The 18,358-nt window shown below is 74.3% G+C and carries 22 protein-coding genes; 14 read left to right on the top strand and 8 right to left on the bottom strand.

Going from position 1 to position 18,358, the window contains the following annotated elements; all coding sequences use genetic code 11:
• The first annotated feature begins 106 nt into the window (after positions 1-106).
• Together IE106_RS26645 and IE106_RS26650 are read left to right on the top strand one after the other, a co-directional pair.
• Positions 107-640, top strand: a complete 534-nt coding sequence (locus tag IE106_RS26645) for a SigE family RNA polymerase sigma factor (protein WP_189537777.1) — start codon at positions 107-109, stop codon at positions 638-640.
• Between the two features lie 50 nt (positions 641-690).
• Positions 691-1,995: an NADH-quinone oxidoreductase subunit E gene (locus tag IE106_RS26650; protein ID WP_189537778.1), complete on the top strand. Its 1,305-nt coding sequence runs from the start codon at positions 691-693 to the stop codon at positions 1,993-1,995.
• Between the two features lie 33 nt (positions 1,996-2,028).
• On the opposite strand, the gene IE106_RS26655 is transcribed toward IE106_RS26650, so the two are convergent.
• The 3 genes from IE106_RS26655 to IE106_RS26665 form a co-directional block, all read right to left on the bottom strand.
• Positions 2,029-3,696, bottom strand: a complete 1,668-nt coding sequence (locus IE106_RS26655) for a bifunctional 3'-5' exonuclease/DNA polymerase (protein ID WP_189537779.1) — start codon at positions 3,694-3,696, stop codon at positions 2,029-2,031.
• 99 nt (positions 3,697-3,795) lie between these two features.
• Positions 3,796-4,350: a sugar O-acetyltransferase gene (locus tag IE106_RS26660; protein ID WP_229840824.1), complete on the bottom strand. Its 555-nt coding sequence runs from the start codon at positions 4,348-4,350 to the stop codon at positions 3,796-3,798.
• Positions 4,351-4,407: 57 nt separating this feature from the next.
• Positions 4,408-5,226, bottom strand: a complete 819-nt coding sequence (locus IE106_RS26665) for an NAD(P)H-binding protein (RefSeq protein ID WP_189537780.1) — start codon at positions 5,224-5,226, stop codon at positions 4,408-4,410.
• Between the two features lie 81 nt (positions 5,227-5,307).
• Between IE106_RS26665 and IE106_RS26670 the strand changes: the two genes are divergently transcribed.
• Positions 5,308-5,709, top strand: coding sequence for a winged helix-turn-helix transcriptional regulator (locus IE106_RS26670; protein ID WP_189537781.1), 402 nt, complete (start codon positions 5,308-5,310; stop codon positions 5,707-5,709).
• On the top strand, positions 5,706-6,842 hold the full coding sequence (locus IE106_RS26675) for a DUF2786 domain-containing protein (protein WP_189537782.1): 1,137 nt from the start codon (positions 5,706-5,708) through the stop codon (positions 6,840-6,842). The genes IE106_RS26670 and IE106_RS26675 overlap by 4 nt, the downstream gene beginning before the upstream one ends.
• Positions 6,843-6,986: 144 nt before the next feature.
• On the opposite strand, the gene IE106_RS26680 is transcribed toward IE106_RS26675, so the two are convergent.
• The 3 genes from IE106_RS26680 to rpmB form a co-directional block, all read right to left on the bottom strand.
• On the bottom strand, positions 6,987-7,478 hold the full coding sequence (locus tag IE106_RS26680; protein WP_189537783.1) for a hypothetical protein: 492 nt from the start codon (positions 7,476-7,478) through the stop codon (positions 6,987-6,989).
• Positions 7,479-7,539: 61 nt separating this feature from the next.
• Complete coding sequence (rpsN, locus tag IE106_RS26685; protein WP_189537784.1) at positions 7,540-7,845, bottom strand: 30S ribosomal protein S14; 306 nt, start codon at positions 7,843-7,845, stop codon at positions 7,540-7,542.
• On the bottom strand, positions 7,845-8,081 hold the full coding sequence (rpmB, locus tag IE106_RS26690) for a 50S ribosomal protein L28 (RefSeq protein WP_189537785.1): 237 nt from the start codon (positions 8,079-8,081) through the stop codon (positions 7,845-7,847). Before rpmB ends, rpsN begins: the two co-directional genes overlap by 1 nt.
• 63 nt (positions 8,082-8,144) lie before the next feature.
• Between rpmB and rpmG the strand changes: the two genes are divergently transcribed.
• The 5 genes from rpmG to IE106_RS26715 all read left to right on the top strand — a co-directional run bounded on the left by rpmG (position 8,145) and on the right by IE106_RS26715 (position 10,544).
• Positions 8,145-8,309 carry a 50S ribosomal protein L33 gene (rpmG, locus tag IE106_RS26695; protein WP_010470368.1) on the top strand — a complete coding sequence of 55 codons (165 nt, stop codon included), beginning with the start codon at positions 8,145-8,147 and terminating at the stop codon, positions 8,307-8,309.
• A 5-nt stretch (positions 8,310-8,314) separates the two neighbouring features.
• Entirely contained in the window at positions 8,315-8,602 is a 288-nt protein-coding gene (locus IE106_RS26700; protein WP_189537786.1) for a type B 50S ribosomal protein L31, read from the top strand.
• Entirely contained in the window at positions 8,602-9,738 is a 1,137-nt protein-coding gene (locus IE106_RS26705; RefSeq protein WP_189537787.1) for a CobW family GTP-binding protein, read from the top strand. Before IE106_RS26700 ends, IE106_RS26705 begins: the two co-directional genes overlap by 1 nt.
• Positions 9,739-9,743: 5 nt before the next feature.
• Entirely contained in the window at positions 9,744-9,989 is a 246-nt protein-coding gene (rpsR, locus tag IE106_RS26710; protein ID WP_189537788.1) for a 30S ribosomal protein S18, read from the top strand.
• A gap of 336 nt (positions 9,990-10,325) precedes the next feature.
• Entirely contained in the window at positions 10,326-10,544 is a 219-nt protein-coding gene (locus IE106_RS26715; protein WP_086024571.1) for a DUF397 domain-containing protein, read from the top strand.
• A 124-nt stretch (positions 10,545-10,668) separates the two neighbouring features.
• Here IE106_RS26715 and IE106_RS26720 read toward each other — a convergent pair whose 3' ends face one another.
• Positions 10,669-11,169 carry an ATP-binding protein gene (locus tag IE106_RS26720; RefSeq protein WP_189537789.1) on the bottom strand — a complete coding sequence of 167 codons (501 nt, stop codon included), beginning with the start codon at positions 11,167-11,169 and terminating at the stop codon, positions 10,669-10,671.
• 289 nt (positions 11,170-11,458) lie between these two features.
• Between IE106_RS26720 and IE106_RS26725 the strand changes: the two genes are divergently transcribed.
• From IE106_RS26725 to IE106_RS26745, 5 genes are all read left to right on the top strand, one after another.
• Positions 11,459-12,343, top strand: a complete 885-nt coding sequence (locus tag IE106_RS26725; RefSeq protein WP_189537790.1) for a Sco1979 family transcriptional regulator — start codon at positions 11,459-11,461, stop codon at positions 12,341-12,343.
• A 78-nt stretch (positions 12,344-12,421) separates the two neighbouring features.
• The gene (locus tag IE106_RS26730) at positions 12,422-13,879 is read left to right on the top strand and encodes an aldehyde dehydrogenase family protein (RefSeq protein ID WP_189537791.1); all 1,458 of its coding nucleotides are present in this window, start codon (positions 12,422-12,424) and stop codon (positions 13,877-13,879) included.
• 281 nt (positions 13,880-14,160) lie between these two features.
• Entirely contained in the window at positions 14,161-14,802 is a 642-nt protein-coding gene (locus IE106_RS26735; protein WP_189537792.1) for a PadR family transcriptional regulator, read from the top strand.
• 97 nt (positions 14,803-14,899) lie between these two features.
• Positions 14,900-15,655, top strand: a complete 756-nt coding sequence (locus tag IE106_RS26740) for a MerR family transcriptional regulator (RefSeq protein WP_189537793.1) — start codon at positions 14,900-14,902, stop codon at positions 15,653-15,655.
• Between the two features lie 276 nt (positions 15,656-15,931).
• Positions 15,932-16,627 carry a VTT domain-containing protein gene (locus IE106_RS26745; protein WP_189537794.1) on the top strand — a complete coding sequence of 232 codons (696 nt, stop codon included), beginning with the start codon at positions 15,932-15,934 and terminating at the stop codon, positions 16,625-16,627.
• Positions 16,628-16,700: 73 nt separating this feature from the next.
• Here the strand turns inward: IE106_RS26745 and IE106_RS26750 are convergent, their stop codons facing one another.
• Positions 16,701-18,353, bottom strand: a complete 1,653-nt coding sequence (locus IE106_RS26750) for a threonine/serine exporter family protein (RefSeq protein WP_189537853.1) — start codon at positions 18,351-18,353, stop codon at positions 16,701-16,703.
• Positions 18,354-18,358: the final 5 nt, after the last annotated feature.

Here is an 18,358-nt window from a genome sequence, read left to right on the forward strand (position 1 = left end):
CCGTGGCGCGGGGGCGCGCCGAACCGGTTCGGCGTCGGGGTGAAACATTCCCGGGGGGCCACCGCGTCAGGGGGGTGAACGACGACAGCGGCGCGAAGGGGAGGGCATGAGTAGGTCCCGCACGGACGAGTTCCTGGAGTTCGCCGCCGCACGGTCCGGGCACCTCTTCCGCTCGGCCTGCCTGCTCACCAGCGGGGACACCCACCTCGCCGAGGACCTGGTGCAGGAGACGCTGGGCCGCATGTACGCCCTGTGGGGGCGCACCGGCCCGATCGGCCGGGCGGCCCGGATCGACAACCCGGCCGCGTACGCCCAGACCGTCCTCGTCCGCGTCTTCCTGAGCCACCGGCGGCGCCGGGCGGCCGCCGAGCGGCCGCTCGGCGAACTGCCCGACAGCGCGCACGCCCGCACACCGGGGGACGACCCGGCGCTGCGGGTCGCGCTGCTCGACGCCCTCGCCGCGCTGGCTCCCAAGGACCGGGCGGTGGTCGTGCTGCGCTACTGGGAGGACCGAAGCATCGAGGAGACGGCCCGCGCCCTGCAGGTCAGCTCCGCCGCCGTGCGCACCCGGTCGGTGCGCGCGCTGGCACGGCTCAGGGAACGGCTCGGCGGCGGCATCGCCGAGTACGCCGCCCGTTGACCGTCTGCCGTACGACCACGTGATCCATGGATCGGAGTTGGTGATTCAGCATGTCAGCCGAAGAGAATTTCGAGGACGAACTCTCCGTCGCCCTGCGCCGTACCGGTGACGGCTTCACCGCGGGCGACGGGGACGGCCTGGTGGCCGGGGGACTGGCGCGCGGGCGCCGCCGCGTGGTGCGCCGGCGGGCCGGGGCGGTCGCCGCGAGCACGGTGGCGCTCGCCCTGGTCGGCGTCGGGGGCGCGTACACGGCGGGCGCGCTCGGCGGCGGGGAGGGCCACGCCTCCGTCGCCGCGGCGCCGCCGGCCGTCGGGGAGGCCCCCTCCGCGGCGCCCGTCCACGCCGACGCGCTGCTCGCGACCTTCCGCCGGGTCCTCCCGGCGCGCGGACGGCTGGCGGACACCGCGGCCCGCGGCACCGACGACGAGCGCGGGCCGACGGCGAGCGGCGTCTACGACGACGGCCGGGGCAAGGCGGCCGTCGGCATCGGCTTCTTCCAGGCCACCCCCGGCGACAAGGGGTTCTCCGAGTGCCCGGACAAGGCGCTCAACGCGTACGACGCCTGCGTCACGAAGGACCTGCCCGGCGGCCGGCTGATGATCTACCAGGGGTACGAGTACCCGGACCGCCGCGAGGACACCAAGCACTGGCGGGCCACCCTCCTGCGCCCGGACGGACTGGTCGTCGACCTCGGCACCTGGAACGCGCCCGCCCAGAAGGGCGCCGCCGTCTCCCGCACCGACCCGCCCTTCACGCCCGCCGAGATGAGGCGGATCGTCACCCACCCGGCGTGGGCGCCCGTCCTGGAGGCCACCGGGAAGCCGGCGGCCGGGAAGGCGGCGGGCGGGAAGCCCGTGGCCGGCGCGTCCGGCTCCACGGGGAAGTCCCGGCGGGAGCCGGTGCCCGGCGGCTTCGCCGGGGCCGCGTTCGACGGCGCGGCCGTATGGCCCACGCTGCTCTCCCTGCTGCCCCGGGACCTCACCGTGTCCGACCGGGGAGGCGAGGACGGGTACGGGTACGCCGTCGTCGACGACGGCGAGGGCAGGAGCCTCGTCCAGGTCAACGCCCAGCCCGACATGCGCGACGTCGAGGACCAGCTGTTCCCGCCGGGCGGGTACGAGACCCTGCCCGACGGCACCAAGGTCGTCGTCCGGCAGCAGCCCGGGGAGAAGGGCGGCGAGGGCGTCGTCATGTGGACGGTCGACACCATCCGCCCCGGCGGGTACCGGGTGGTCGTGTCCGCGTTCAACACCGGTGCCCAGCACGACCCCGCCACGCGCGCCGAGCCCGCGCTCTCCGTCGAGCAGCTCAAGGCCCTCGCCACCAGCGAGCAGTGGCTGAAGCTGGTGAAGTAGCGCCCGCCGGCCCGCCCGCCGCGGCGCACCCGGTCACTTCGCGTCGGAGTACCGCTCCACCACCGCCGTCGTGAACGGGAAGCGCACCGGCGTGTCACCGAAGGCGATCCGCCCGGCCAGGTCACCGGCCGCGCGGATCGCCGCGGCGACCGCCTCCGCCTCCTGCGCCGGGCAGTGCACGATCACCTCGTCGTGCTGGAAGAACACCAGCTCGGCCCGCATCCCCGCGGTCGCCCGCCGCAGCGCGGCCAGCATCAGCAGCGCCCAGTCGGCGGCGCTGCCCTGCACCACGAAGTTCCGGGTGAACCGGCCCCGCGCGCGGGCGTCCGCGCCCGTGCCCGCCGGGGCCCGGTCGTCCTCCTGCGGGATGCCCGCCTCCTCGGCCTCGCCGGCGCCCACGGCCCGCGGGCTCGTCCGGCCCAGCCACGTGCGGACCAGCCGGCCCTCCTCGCCCGCGCGGGCCGCGTCGTCGACGTACGCCACCGCGCGCGGGAACCGCCGCCGCAGCGCCGCCAGGTTCTTCAGCCCGTCGCCGCTGGTCTGCCCGTAGATCGCGCCGAGCAGCGCCAGCTTGGCGTGCTCGCGGCTGCCCGGGAAGGCCCGGTCCGACAGCCGTGTGTACAGGTCCCCGTCGTGCCCCGCCACCTCCATCAGCCCCGGGTCGCGGGAGATCGCCGCCAGCACCCGCGGCTCCAGCTGGTCGGCGTCGGCGACGACGAGCCGCCACCCCTCGTCGGCGACGACCGCCCGCCGGATCACCTTCGGGATCTGCAGCGCCCCGCCGCCGTTCGTCGTCCACCGCCCGCTGGCCGCGCCGCCCGGCACGTACTCGGGCCGGAACCGGCCCTCGCGCACCCAGTCCTGCAGCCAGCCCCAGCCGTGCGCCGTCCAGATCCGGTAGAGCTTCTTGTAGGCGAGGAGCGGCTCCACCGCCGGGTGGTCGACCTTCGCCAGCTCCCAGCGGCGCGTCGACCGGACCTTGATCCCGGCCTCCGCGAAGGCCCGCACCACGTCCGCGGGCAGGTCCGGCCGCACCGGCCGCCCGAACGCCGCCGACACCTCGGCCGCCAGCTCCGCCAGCCGGCGCGGCTCGCCCCCGCCCGCGTACCGCTCGCCCAGCAGTTCGTGCAGCACCGCCCGGTGCACGTCCGCCCGCCACGGCAGACCGGCCCGGTGCATCTCGCAGGCGACCAGCGTGCCCGCCGACTCGGCCGCCGTCAGCAGCCGCATCCGGTCCGGGTGCTCGGCGGCGGCGTGCCGCCGCTGCTGCTCCGCGTACACCTCCAGGAGGCCCTCGAACGGCACCTTGGGGCCGCCGTGCCCCGTCTCGAACAGGGGGGACTGCGCCCCGGGCCCGGCCGCCCGCGCGGGCCGGTCGGGCGGTACCGGGCGGTGGTGCAGCCGCGCCCAGGCGGCCGCCGCCGACCGGGGCTCGCCCAGCCGCCCCTCGTGGCCGAGGAGCAGCTGCTCGGCGGCCTCGACGTCGTAGCACCGCTCGACGCGCACGCCCGCGGCGAGGAGCCGCGGATGGAGGTCGGCCGTGGACCGCCACACCCACCGGTCGACCTCCGGCCGCGACCGCACCGCCGCCACCAGGTCGGGCTCGGTGACGACGGGACCGGCGGGCAGACCGTCCCCGCCGAGGGGGACGAGCCTCGCCCCGCCGCCCTCGACGTCGTCCAGCGCCCACCGCTCGCTCACGGGTGCGAGTCTGGCACCCGGCACTGACAATCCCCCGCAGCCGTCACCCCGGGGCCGCGTCACCCCGCAGCCGTCGCCCCGGGGCCGGAGCCGGCCCGGTCAGAGCGACCGGACCACCCGCGCCGGGTTGCCGACGGCGAGCACCCCGGCCGGCAGGTCCCGGGTGACGACGGAACCGGCGCCGACCACCGTGTCGGCGCCGATCGTCACCCCCGGGCAGACGATCACCCCGCCGCCCAGCCAGACGTCGTCCCCGATCGTGATCGGCGCGGCCCGCTCCCAGCCGGCCCGCCGCCGGACGGGGTCCAGCTCGTGCGTCGGCGTGAGCAGCTGCACGTTCGGGCCGATCTGGACGTCGGCGCCGACCGTGATGGGGGCGCAGTCCAGGAACACGGCGCCGAAGTTGACGAACGTCCGGTCGCCGACGCCGACGTGGTACCCGAAGTCGCAGTGGAACGGCGGCCTGATCCGCACCCCCTCCCCGACCGCGCCGAGCAGCTCCCGCAGGATCCGCGCCCCCTCCTGCGGCGGGGCGGGCGGCAGCGCGTTGTACGCGGCGCACAGCGCGATCCGCCGCTCGGTGTCGGCGGCCAGCTCGGGGTCGTCGGGCAGGTACCACTCCCCGGCCAGCATCCTCCGCTTGTTCTCCCCCACGGCCCGCTCCCTCCGCTCGCGCGGCCCCCGCCCCGGGGCCCGCCGTCCCGGGGAGCCCTACCCCACCGCGCGGGCGTACACGTCCACCGCCGGGCGCGGCTCCCGGCCGAGCAGCCCGCGCAGGTGGCCGCGGGGCACGCCGGTGCCGTCCAGGAAGCCGTGGGCGATCGCCGAGTACGTGCCGGTGAGCATCGGCACCTGGAACGGCGCGGCCCCCGACGCCGCGACCGCCGCCCGGGCCGCGGCGAGCCCGTCGCCCGGCTCGTACGTCCCCGACACCGCCGCCGCCAGGTCGGCGCCGCCCAGCGGGACCTCGCCGACCAGTTCGTACACCCGGCCGGTGTGCGGCGCCGGGTCGACGGCCACCCGGAACGCCGCCTCGGCCAGGTCCGCCCGCGCCACCGCCGCCAGGGCGCCCCCGCCGAGCGGCGCCGTGATCCGGCCGTCGGCGTCCGGCGCGGCGAGCGCCGCCAGCAGCTCGGCGTACAGGCCGTTGCGCAGCACCGTCCACGCCGCCGTCGAGGCGCGCAGCCGCCGCTCGGTCCAGCGGTGGGGGAGGGCGTACGGCAGGTGGTCGCCGTCCCCGGAGAGGCTGGTGTAGACGATGTGCCGCACCCCGGCCCGCTCCGCCGCGTCGATCGCCGCCCCGTGGCGGGCCGTGACCACGTCGTCCTCGCCGTACCCGGCCGAGACGAGCAGCAGGGTGTCCACCCCCGCGAAGGCGCCGGGCAGCGACGCCGGGTCGTCGAAGTCCACCCGGCGCGCGGCGGGCCGGCCGTCCGGCGAGCGGGTGCCGAGCAGGACGTCGTCGCGGCCCTCTGCGTGCCCGGCGACCAGTCCGCCGAGCCCGCCCGAGACACCGGTGATCAACAACATGGGAATGCCCCCCGTTCCGTGGACGTGTGCGCTGCGACCATGGTGGGTGTGGTGGCGGCGTACGGGTAAGGAGGCACTTTCATGTCCGTGGGGCACACGGAGGTAACCGGTGGGGACGCGCCCGCCGAGCTGAGCTGCGCGCAGGACTGCGGCGTGCGCGACGTGCAGGACCGGCTCGGCGACAAGTGGACGGTGCACGTCGTCGTCGAACTGGCCGGGGGCGTGCGGCGCTTCGGGGAGCTGCGGCGGCTCGTCCCGGGCATCTCGCAGCGCATGCTCACCCTCACGCTGCGCCGCCTCGAACGCGACGGCCTGGTCACGCGGACGGTGCACGCCACCGTGCCGCCGCAGGTGGAGTACGAGCTGACGCCGACCGGTCACGACCTGACGCGGCTGGTCAGGGCGCTCGTCGACTGGTCCCTCGCCCACCGCGGGTCCATCGCGGAGGCCCGCCGCGCCTACGACGACCGGCGGCGGCCGTGAGCGCCGGGGCGGGCGGCGGGTCGACCGTCGAGCGGGCCCTCGGCTCCGCCCTGTACGCGGACGGCACCGCGGCCCTCGACACCGCCGCGTCCCTGCTGGCCGCCGACCCGTCCGCCGACGCGGAGCTGGCGCGGCGCGGGGAGGAGCTGCTGCGCCGGGCCTGGGCGCGCGGCTGGCAGCCCGCCGACGTGGTGCGGCTCGTGCGCCGGGACCTGGAGGGCCACCACGTGCGGCTGGTGTCCGTGCTGGTGGCCGGGGAGTCCGCCGGGTACGCGCACCTGCCGCCGCGCTGGCGGGAGCAGCTCGCCGCGCTGGACACCGAGCCCTGGCGGGCCGACCGGTTCTCGTACGCGACGGCCGTGCTGGAGCTGTACCGCCTGCTGGCCCGGCTGCCCGCCCTGGAGCCGGTCGCCCCGCCGCCGGGGGCCGCCTCGCTGACGGCGCCGGTCGAGGGCGAGCCGCGCACGCTGGCCCGGATCCGGGCCCTGCTGGCCAAGGCGGAGGCGACGGACTACCCGGAGGAGGCGGAGGCGCTCACGGCGAAGGCCCAGGAGCTGATGGCCCGCCACAGCCTGGACGAGGCGGCCCTCGCCGCCCGCGCGCACGGCGGCCTTGCCCCGGACGAGCCGGCGGCCGCGCGGATCGGGGTGGAGCCCCCGTACGAGACGGCGAAGGCGATCCTGCTGGACGCGGTCGCCGGCGCGAACCGCTGCCGCGCCGTGTGGAACGAGGAGTTCGGCTTCTCGGCGGTCGTCGGCTACGAGGCGGACCTGGAGGCGGTGGAGCTGCTGTACACCTCGCTGCTGGTGCAGGGGCAGGCCGCGATGGCGAGGGCGGAGGCGGCGCAGCGGGCGGGGGGCCGCAAGCGCACCAAGACGTTCCGGCAGTCGTTCCTGCTGGCGTACGCGCAGCGGCTCGGCGACCGCCTGGCGGCCACGTCCCGCCGGATCACCGCCGGGGAGCCGACGCTGCTGCCGGTCCTGGCGGCGCGGGACGTGGCGGTGACGGCCCGTACGGACCGGATGTTCCCGGGCGCCACGACGACCCGGGTCCGGGGCGCCACGGACGCGGCGGGCTGGGACCACGGCAGGGCCGCGGCCGACCGGGCGGACACGGGCCGCGCGGCGCCCTGAGCGGCACGGCACCCCGAGCCGTGCGGCGCCTTGGGCCGTGCGGCGCCTTGGGCCGCGGGCCGCACGCGCCGCCCCCGCCGGGACCCGCACCCGCCGGGACCCGTACGCCGCCGTGGCCGCGGGGCCGCGGCGGCGTACGCGGTCCTACGACTGCGGCGGCAGGGACGGCAGGGCCGGGATGGACGGCATGTTCGTGGGCAGGCCGCTGGCGGCCGGCTTGGCGAGCGTGTCCGTCTTGCCGGAGTCCCAGGTGACGACCAGCTGCTTGCCGTCGGCGGAGCCGATCGTGCCCGACGCGCGGTCGGTGTTGCCGTCCTTGCAGGTGAGGGCGAGCGTGAGGGTGTCGCCCTCCTTCGCGGTGCCCTGGCAGACGTGCGCCTCGCTGATGACCACGGCCTGGCCGCCCTTGCTGATCGTCAGCGTGACCGGCTTGCCGTCCGTCACCCCCAGCCAGGCGCCCTCGGCGTCGGCGAGGGCCACGCGGGCGGCGGACCCCGAGGCTCCGGCGGACGGCGCGGCCGAGCCGCCCCCGTCGCCCGGCTTCGCGACCTCGCCGTTCGAGCCGCAGGCGGTCAGCGCGACGGCCGAGACCAGCACCGCCGCGACGGCCGCGCCCTTCCGTACCAGCTTCTGCACGTTCGAGTCCCCCTTGTCGGTTGATCAGATCGCGCCAAGCTACCAGGAAGGGCCCGCGGCACTACCAGGACGACTTGCGCACCCCGGGGAGGAAGCCGGCGTGCGCCTGCTCCCGCAGGCGCACCCGTGAGATGCCGAACTTCCGCAGGTGGCCGCGGGGTCGGCCGTCGACGGAGTCGCGGTTGCGCACCCGCGTGGCGCTGGCGTCGCGCGGCTGGCGCCGCAACTCCCGCCAGGCGGCGAGGCGTTCGGCCTCCGGGGTGCCCGGACGACGGATGATCTCCCTGAGTTCGGCGCGGCGGGCGGCGTACCGCTCGACGACGGCCTTGCGGCGCTCGTTGCGCGCGATCTTGCTCTTCTTCGCCATCAGACCTTCACCCCCCGCGCGCGGATGCGGGCGACGGCCGCCTCGACGCCGATCGTGTCGACGGTCTTGATGCCGCGGGCGCTGAGGACGAGCCGCACGTAGCGGCCCTCGCTGGGCAGCCAGTAGCGCTTGCGCTGGATGTTGGGGTCGAAGCGGCGGGACGTGCGCCGGTGGGAGTGCGAGACGCGGTTGCCGAAGCCCGGCTGGGCGCCGGTCAGCTGGCAGTGGGCGGACAAGGGTGACCTACCTCTCGGGACATTGTCTTGGTAATGGAAACCATTTCCATTTACTGTACCCCCATGGCCCGCGACGAACTACGCCCGATCATCAAGCTCCGGTCCACCGCCGGAACCGGCTACACCTACGTGACCCGCAAGAACCGCCGCAACGACCCCGACCGCCTGACCCTGCGCAAGTACGACCCGGTCGTCGGCCGGCACGTCGACTTCCGAGAGGAGCGCTGACCGCCGTGAAGCCCGGAATCCACCCCGCCTACGGACCCGTCGTCTTCCGCGACAAGGCCGGCGGCTTCGCCTTCCTCACCCGCTCCACCCTGTCCGGCGACAAGACCGTGGAGTGGGAGGACGGCAACACCTACCCCGTGGTCGACGTCGAGATCTCCTCGGCGAGCCACCCCTTCTACACCGGCCAGGCGCGCGTCCTCGACACCGCCGGGCGCGTGGAGCGGTTCGAGCGCCGTTACGGCGCGGCGGGCGCCGGCGCGCCCGGGCCCGCCGGGCGGCGCGAGGTCCGCTGATGTCCTCCGTCCCCCTCTCCGTCGCCCTCGTCGGCGGGCTCCACTCCGACGCCCGCCGCGCCGCCGTCGACCGGCTGCTCGCCTCCGTGCCGGGCAGCGTCGCGCTCCACCACGACCTGTCCACCGCCGAGCGCGGCACGGTCGTCCGGACGGTCCGCGACGCGACCGGCGTGCTCTCCACCGGTGAGGCGCCGCTCGTCAACGACTGCGCCTGCTGCGCGCTCCGCGAGGACCTGGTGCCGGAGCTGGAGCGGCTCGCCGGCGCCGGCCTGACCCGGCTCGCCGTCGTGGAGCTGTGGGACTCGGTCGAGCCCAAGGCGATGGCCGAGGTCGTGGCCGCCGCCGGGCTCGACCTGACCGGGGTCGTCACCGCCGTGGACCCCGCGCTGCTCCTCCCGTACCTGGGCAACGGCGACGACCTGGCGGACGCCGGGCTCGCGGCCGCCGCCACGGACCAGCGGACCGTCGCCGACACCTGGGCCCGCCAGCTGGAGTACGCGCCGGTGCTCGCCGTCCTGGACAGCCCGGAGGCCGACGACGAGGACCGCGCGCTGCTCGCCCAGCTCCACCCGACGGCCCACCGCGTCGCCGTACCGGACGGGGACCTGGCCGCGGCCGTCCTCGCCGGGTTCGACGTGGAGGCCGCGGCCGCCGCCCAGCACCCGGCCTGCGCGCTGCTCCCGCAGGAGGCGGACGCGGCCGGCGTGAGCACCTACGTGTGGCGGGACCGCCGGCCCTTCCACCCCGGGCGGCTGTACGCGGCGCTGGAGGACCTGACCTGCGCCGCCGCGCGCAGCCGCGGCCGGTTCTGGCTCGCGGACCGGCCCGACACGCTGCTCGCCTGGGACGCGGCGGGCGGCGCCCTGTGCGTGGAGAGCGCCGGCCCGTGGCTGGCCTCGCTGCCGGACGCCGCCTGGGAGATGGTGCCGCCGGTACGCCGGGCCGCCGCCGCGCTGGACTGGGACCCGGAGCTCGGCGACCGCTGCCAGCACCTCGTCTTCACCTCGCCGGGACTGGACCGCGAGGGGCTCGCCGAGCTGCTCGGATCCTGCCTGCTCACCGATGCGGAGTACGCCGCCGGCCGTACGGCCTGGAAGCAGCTCCCGTCCGCCTTCGACACGCTCCTGGAGGTCTGACCCCCATGCCCCCGCGCCGTTCCGCCGACCGCAAGCCGGCCAAGGCCCGTCCCAACCCGCTGGACCGGGCCGGGATCACGTACATCGACTACAAGGACACCGACCTGCTGCGGAAGTTCATCTCCGACCGCGGCAAGATCCGCAGCCGCCGGGTGACCCGCGTCTCGGCCCGGCAGCAGCGGCAGCTGGCCAGGGCCGTGAAGAACGCCCGTGAGATGGCGCTGCTCCCGTACGCGTCGCCGGCCCGCTGAGGCCGCCGCAGGCCGGGCCCCGACCGGGGCCCTGATCGGGGTCCCGGCCGGGACCCGGCGAGATTCCGCCTCGTTCCGGCCGGATGGGGCTCCCCCGCGTTCCGCACGCGTGGGGAGCCCTTTTTTCGTGTGTCCGGGAAGGGAGGCAGCCTGGCGGGCCTTCCGTACGTCTCAGTAGTCGAAAGGACACCCCCCGTGCACGTGCATCTGCTCATGCAGGCGCAGATGAACGCAGCTATGATCCGGGATAGTTGACACCTGCAACATCACTCACTCATGTAACTCATGTGACTCGGGGAGCGTCCTGTGCACCACGTGTTGAACGTGTACAACGGCATGGCGGCCACGGAGCTTCACGGGGTCGTCTGGCAGAAGAGCCGGCACAGCAACTCGCAGGGCTCGTGCGTCGAGTTCGCCAAGCTGCCCGGCGGGGATGTGGCGGTGCGCAACTCGCGGTTCCCCGACGGGCCCGCCCTGGTCTACACCCCCGCGGAGATCGAGGCCCTGCTGCTGGGCGTCAAGGACGGCGAGTTCGACCACCTCGTCGGCGGCTGACGAACCGCCCGCACCCGGGCACGGAAAAAGGGGCTCCGCGGACGGAGCCCCTTTTCATCGGCTGCGAGTCCCCCGTGGCCTCGGGCCGACGTCTCTTCCGGTGCGGCAGCGCGCCGCCGCCCGGCTACGGCTGGTCCGCGAGCCGGAACAGCGCCCAGACGACCTTCCCGTGCAGCGCCCCCGCCAGGGGGTGCCACCCCCAGCTGTCGCTGAACGACTCGACCAGGAACAGCCCGCGCCCCGACTCCGCCGAGAAGTCCTCGCCGGAGGTGCGCGCCGCCGGCGTGTCCGGGCTGGGGTCGCGCACGGCGCACACGAGTCGGCCCGCCCAGCGCATCAGGTGCAGCCGCACGGGCGGGTCGAGCTGGTGTTCGCGCGGGGTGTCGGCGGGCAGTGCGTGCCGCAGCGCGTTGGTGACGAGTTCGGAGACGACGAGCGCGACGTCGTCGAACCGGTCGCAGAGGTTCCACTGCGTGAGGGTGGTGCTGGTGAACTGGCGCGCTCCGCGCACGGCCTCGTACCGGGCGGGCAGGGCGCACGACGCCGAACTCGACACGGACGTGACGTCGATCGGCGGAAGCCCCTGCCTTAACGGCTCGAGCATGGTCGATCCATTCGTCCCCATGCGAGGCACTCCCCCGATTCGCGGCTGTGGTGCTACAACACGAACGACTACGCAGGTGCGCGGGGCCCATGCTTCCGAAAGGCAGGGGCAGATGCAAGGGCAGATGCACGTGCACGCGCCCGAGGTGTCCCGCCCCGTGACGGTTCTTGGCCATATCTTCCTCGGGGCGCCCCCTCGGCCGTGGCCGAAGTGGTCGCCGATCTGTAATCGTTCGCGTACGGGGTGAAGCGTTTTGGTGGCAGAATCCGCTTCCTCGGGGCTTGGGGGTGCTCCGTCGTACACATCAGCGATGGGGAGGGTTGGAGACGTGACCGCGACTGAATCCGGCGGTTCCGTGGTGCGGCGCATCCTGCTGGGCTCACAGCTGAGGAGGCTGCGCGAGTCGCGCGGCATCACCCGGGAGGCCGCCGGCTACTCGATCCGCGCATCCGAATCCAAGATCAGCCGGCTGGAGTTGGGAAGGGTGAGCTTCAAGGCGAGGGACGTGGAGGACCTGCTCACGCTCTACGGCGTGACCGACGAGAAGGAGCGCGAGGCGCTGCTGGGCCTCGTCCGGGAGGCCAACCTCGCCGGCTGGTGGCACAGTTACGGCGACGTCCTGCCCGGGTGGTTCCAGACGTACATCGGCCTCGAGGGCGCCGCCTCGCTCATCCGCATCTACGAGGTCCAGTTCGTCCACGGCCTGCTGCAGACCGAGGCGTACGCGCACGCGGTCGTCGCCCGCGGGATGTGCTCCGCCGTCTCGACGGCCGAGATCGACCGCCGCGTCGCACTGCGCCTGGAGCGGCAGAAGGTCCTCGTCTCCGAGCGCGCCCCGCACTTTCACGCCGTTCTCGACGAGGCCGCGCTGCGCCGCCCCTACGGCGACCGGTCCGTCATGCGCGAGCAGCTGAAGCACCTGATCGAGATGTCGGAGCGGCCCAACATCACCCTCCAGGTGATGCCGTTCAGCTTCGGCGGGCACTCCGGGGAGAGCGGCGCCTTCACCATGCTGCGGTTTCCCGAGTCCGACCTCTCGGACATCGTGTACCTGGAGCAGCTGACGGGCGCCCTCTACATCGACAAGCGCGACGAGGTCGGCCAGTACGAGCGCGCCATGGAGAGGCTCCACGCGGAGAGCCCCGGTCCCGAGGAGAGTCGGGATCTGCTCAGGGGACTCCTACAACTCACTTGACGCATAAGTAGGATGACGTCCCGTCACATACGCCCGGAAGCGGCCCTGCGGGCCACACGGCCTTCGGAAGGGATGCCCATGTCCTACTTCAGAGATCTGGCCCTGCAGTACATCGACGGTGAATGGCGGGCCGGCGGCGGCTCGTGGGACATCATCGACTTCAACCCGTACAACGAGGAGAAGCTCGCCTCCATAACCGTCGCCACCGTCGATGAGGTGGACCAGGCCTACCGCGCCGCCGAGCGGGCGCAGGTCGGGTGGGCCGCCACCAACCCGTACACGCGGCGCGGCGTCTTCGAGCGCGCCCTGCGGATCATCGAGGACCGCGAGGACGAGCTGATCGAGGCGATCGTCGCGGAGCTCGGCGGCACGCGCGGCAAGGCGGCCTTCGAGCTCCACCTCGCCCGCGAGTTCATGCGCGAGGCGGTCCACCTGTCGCTGCGGCCCGAGGGGCGGATCCTCCCCTCGCCCATCGACGGCAAGGAGAACCGGGTCTACCGGCTGCCGGTCGGCGTGGTCGGCGTGATCAGCCCGTTCAACTTCCCGTTCCTGCTCTCGCTGAAGTCTGTCGCCCCGGCGCTGGCGCTCGGCAACGCGGTGGTGCTCAAGCCGCATCAGAACACCCCGATCCTCGGCGGCACCATGCTGGCCAAGGTCTTCGAGGACGCGGGGCTGCCGCCCGGCGTGCTCAACGTCGTCGTCACCGACATCGCGGAGATCGGTGACGCGCTGCTGGAGCACCCGATCCCGAGCGTCATCTCCTTCACCGGCTCCGACCGCGTCGGCAAGCACGTCGCCACGGTGTGCGCCACCCACTTCAAGCGGGCCGTCCTGGAGTGCGGCGGCAACAGCGCGCTCGTCGTCCTCGACGACGCGGACGTCGACTACGCCGTCGACGCGGCCGTGTTCAGCCGCTTCATCCACCAGGGCCAGGCGTGCATGGCCGCCAACCGCGTCCTGGTCGACCGGTCCGTGCTCGACGAGTTCACCGAGAAGTTCGTCGCGAAGGTGCGGACCCTGAAGACGGGCGACCCGTCCGAGCCCGAGACCCACATCGGCCCGCTGATCAACTCCTCGCAGGTCGAGTCGGTCATGGCCGCCGTCCAGCAGACCGTCGCGGCCGGCGCCAGGGTGCTGGTGGGCGGCACCTGTGAGGGCAACGTCGTCGCGCCGACCGTCCTGACCGACGTGCCGGACGACGCCCCCGTCCTCAGCCAGGAGATCTTCGGCCCGGTCGCCCTCCTCATCCCGTTCGACGGGGAGGACGAGGCCGTCCGCATCGCCAACGCCACCCCGTACGGCCTGAGCGGCGGCGTCCACACCCGCGACGTCGAGCGCGGCGTGCGGTTCGCCCACCGCGTCCACACGGGCATGATGCACGTCAACGACGGCATCATCCACGACGAGCCGATCGTGCCCTTCGGCGGCGAGAAGCACTCCGGTGTCGGGCGGCTCAACGGCGACGCGACCGTCGAGGCGTTCACCACGCAGAAGTGGATCTCCGTCCAGCACGCGCGCAGCGCCTTCCCGATCTGACCCGCCCGCGCGGCGTCCAGACCGTCCCCGGCGCGCCCGCCTTCCGCGACGGGACCGTCGAGGAGCCGGAGGGCCCCGCGGCGGGGACGGTGCCGGGCTCAGACGCCCCGGTCTCCCGGTTCACCCGGGCGGCCGGGGCCCGCGCCGGCCTCCCCGCTCCCTCGTCCGGGGGATCCCCCACCGGTCCCCGGGGCCCCCGCGCCCCCTGCCCTCCGGCGGGGGCGCACCGAACCCGTACCCTAGTCAAAATTGACATCACGGTACGGAGGGCAGGGAAGCGGATGTCGGCGATCCGGCTGCTGGTGCTCGGCGCCGTCCGCCAGCACGGGCGGGCACACGGCTACCAGGTGCGCAACGACCTGGAGTACTGGGGCGCCCACGAGTGGTCCAACGCCAAACCGGGCTCGATCTACCACGCCCTGAAGCAGATGGCGAAGCAGGGACTGCTGCGCGCCCACGAGACCGCGCCCAGCACCGCCGGCGGCCCGCCCCGCACCGAGTACGAGATCACCGACCGGGGCACCGAGGAGTACTTCGCCCTGCTCCGTCAGGCCCTCACGGCGTACGACCAGAAGCCCGACAGCCTCACCGCCGCCCTCGGCTTCGTCGTCGACCTGCCCCGCGAGGAGGCGGTCGGCCTGCTCCGGCAGCGCGTCGCGGGCCTGGAGCGCTGGCGCACCACCGTCACCGAGCACTACACGCCCGAGGGCGGCCCCGAGCAGCTGGGCCACATCGGGGAGATCATGAACCTGTGGCTCCACCAGGCCGACGCGGGCGCCGCCTGGACCCGCGGCCTCATCGAGCGCGTCGAGGGCGGCGCGTACACCTTCGCCGGCGAGGGCGACCCGTTCGTCGGCGTCCTCGCGGACGGCCAGGAGAACCCGTACGCGACGGGCTCCGGGCACCCCGGCGACCAGGGCTGACGCCTTCGTGACGGGCCCCGGGGAAAAGCGGCTTGCACCTCACGTCGCGTGAGGACCCAGGCTGAGGGGCGTACCGAAGGAAGGAGCGGGGAGTCGAATGGGCTACTCCGTCGGACAGGTCGCCCGTCTCACCGGGATCACGGTGCGCACCCTGCACCACTACGACGAGATCGGGCTGCTCAGCCCGAGCGGGCGCAGCCACGCCGGACACCGGCGCTACGGGGACGACGACCTCGACCGGCTGCAGCAGGTCCTGTTCTACCGGAAGCTCGGCTTCCCGCTCGACGAGGTCGCGGTCCTGCTCGACGACCCGGACACGGACCCGCAGGAGCACCTGCGGCGCCAGCACCACCTGCTGACCACCCGGATCGCCGAACTGCAGAAGATGGCCGAGGCCGTCGAACACGCCATGGAGGCCAGGAAGATGGGTATCAACCTCACCCCCGAGGAGAAGTTCGAGGTCTTCGGGGACGACCCGGAGAAGTACGACGACGAGGTCGAGCAGCGGTGGGGCGACACCGACGCCTACCGCGAGTCCCGGCGCCGCACCGCCGGCTACACCAAGGCGGACTGGCAGCGCATCCAGGACGAGGCGAAGGAGTGGGGCGTCCGCTACCAGGCGCTCATGGAGGAGGGCGAGGAGCCCTCGGGCGAGCGGGCCATGGACATGGCGGAGGAGCACCGGCAGCACATCCGCCGCTGGTTCTACGAGTGCTCCCACGAGTTCCACCGCTGCCTGGGCGCCATGTACGTCGACGACGAGCGCTTCAAGGCGTTCTACGACGCCATGCGCCCCGGCCTCGCCGCGCACCTGCGGGACGCGATCCACGCGAACGCCGACCGCCGCGCGTAGGCGGGGGAGCGGTCCGCTCCGCCCCGTGCGGACGGGGGGCACCCGGGGCGGAGCGGACCACGCAGGCGCCCCGGGATCCCGGGCGCCCCCGGAGGCCCCTCCGCCCCCACGAGACGGTCACGCACGGTGACCGGCGGGGGCGGTATCCGGTCGTCCGGTTCGCGCGCACCGGCCTTCCGCACCACCGGAAGGCCGGTGGAACCGAGGGCACACCGGTGGCGTTGATAGTTTTGGGCAGCCGTCCCCGCCCATCGACCCAGGAGCCCGGAACCCGTGATGACCCTTGCGCTTGGCCCGGAGTGGCTCAGCCCGGACTACCTGATCTCCGAATACGGCCTGCCCGGCATTCTCCTCATCGTCTTCGCCGAGTCGGGTTTCTTCGCCTTCCTGCCGGGCGACTCGCTGCTGTTCACAGCGGGCCTGCTGGTCGCCGAGGGCAACTACATCGAGCAGCCGCTGTGGCTGGTCTGCACGCTGATCGTGGCCGCCGCGATCACCGGTGACCAGGTCGGCTACGCCATAGGCCGGTTCTTCGGCCCGAAGCTGTTCAACCGCCCCAACTCCAAGGTCTTCAAGCAGGAGAACCTGGACAAGGCGCACGAGTTCGTCGAGAAGTACGGCCCGAAGGCGATCGTGCTGGCCCGTTTCGTGCCGATCGTGCGGACGTTCGCGCCGATCGTCGCGGGCGCCGGCCGGATGAAGTACCGGACCTTCATCGCGTACAACGTCGTCGGCGGCGTGCTGTGGGGCGCCGGCATCACCGTCGCCGGGTACTTCCTCGGTCAGATCGGCTTCATCAAGGAGAACATCGAGGCGATCCTCATCCTGATCGTCCTGCTGTCGGTGGTTCCGATCATCATCGAGTTCGTGCGCGGCCGCTCGAAGGCGAAGAAGGAGGCCGCGCTCGCCGCGGCGACGGCCCCGGCCGACCCCGCCGCCCAGGCGCCGCGCGGCCGCCACGCCAGGCGCTGATCCGCCGGCGCCCGGACCGCCGGGCGCCGCACCGGCACGTGCGGCCGGCCGGGGGACCGGCCGGCCGCACGCGTCAGAAGCCCCTCGTGCGCTTCGCCGCGCGGCGGGTCGCCGCCGTCGCCGGCGCCCGCAGGAACATCCGGGCCAGCTCGCCGCCCAGGTTCACGCCGATCGCGATGGCCAGCGCCAGCGCCGCCGCGCGCGCCAGCGACGCGAAACCGGCGTCCATGTTGTTCTGCGCGATGTTCAGGACGCCGTAGTACATCGCGGAGCCGGGCAGCAGCGGACCGATCGCCGCCGTCACGTACGGCAGCGACGTCGACCGCTCGTAGCGGGCCATCAGCTGCCCGAAGAGGCCGACCAGCCCGGCCGCCAGCGCCGTCGCCAGCATCGCCGACCCCCCGGCCGTCACCGCGACCGCGCCGAAGACCACCCACGCCACCGCGCCGTTCACCATCACGAACACCACCGTGGAACGTTCCTGCTGGAGCAGGACCGCGAAGGTCAGCGACAGCGCCATCGCCGCGAGGATCGACACGACGGGCCGCTCCACGGGCACGGTGGTCCCCTCCGGGCTCAGCTCCGCGCCCAGCTGCACGCCCACGTACAGCGTCGTCAGCACGCCCACCACGATCGCGACGAAGAAGTACACGACCTCCAGCAGACGTGCCGACGCGGTGATGTAGAAGCCCGTCAGGCCGTCCTGCACGGCCGCGACCAGCGCCCGTCCCGGGATCAGCGCGAACAGCCCACCCGTGATCACCGCCGACGGCCGCAGCCCCGCGTGCAGCAGGCTCACCGCCACGCCCAGCGCCGCGGGCGGCACCGCCGCCACCGCGAACTGGTAGAACTCCGGCAGTCCCCGCCCCGCCGCCAGCCACGCCAGCCGGTCGCCGAGCATCGCCCCCGCGGCCGCGATCAGGAACACCGCCCAGCCGCCGCCGAGCAGCACCGACGCCGCCCCGGCCAGCCCGCCCGCCGCCAGGGTCAGCGCCCAGCCGGGGTAGGGGTGCCGGTTGCGGCGGATCAGCGCGAGGCGCCGGTACGCCTCCTCCAGGGTGACGTCGACGCCCTCCGTGTTGATGTCGGTGACCAGCTGGTACACGGCCGTCAGCCGCGTGTAGTCGGTGCCGCGGCGCCGCACGATCCGGCTCGCCGTCACCGGGTCGTCCACCAGCGACGGCTGGTACGTCACCGACAGCAGGGTGAACGTGACCGTCGGCTCGCAGCGGTCCATCCCGTACGAGCGGCAGATCGCGAACATGGCCGCCTCGACGTCCTCGGCGCCCTCGCCGCCCGCCAGCAGCAGCTCGCCGATGCGCAGCGTCAGGTCCAGCACGCGGGGCACGGCCGGGCCGCCGCCCTCCTCGTGCCGCTGCGCGGGCTCGGTCAGCGGCCGCTCGCTCACCGGCATCCGCAGCATGGTCCGCATCCGGTCCTGCCACGGCGCGTCCTTCGACAGCCGGACCGTCGGCAGGCCCTGCGCGGGCGTGTACGCCGGGTGGGCCAGCCGCGCGTCGAACGTGGAGGGCGGCGCGAACGCGGACCTCTCCGGCTCGCCGGACGGCTCCGCCGCGAAGCCCTCCGGGACGGCGAACTCCGAACTGGGGTGGTCGTCCTCGGGCGGGCCCGGCGGCTCCACACCGGCAGGCGGGGTGAAGGCGCTGTGCGCCTCGTCCGACTGCGGTTTGCGGTCCTCCTCCGGACCGTACGGCTCCGCCACCACTGTGC

The organism is Streptomyces roseolilacinus (assembly GCF_014649335.1).
Lineage (GTDB): Bacteria > Actinomycetota > Actinomycetes > Streptomycetales > Streptomycetaceae > Streptomyces > Streptomyces roseolilacinus.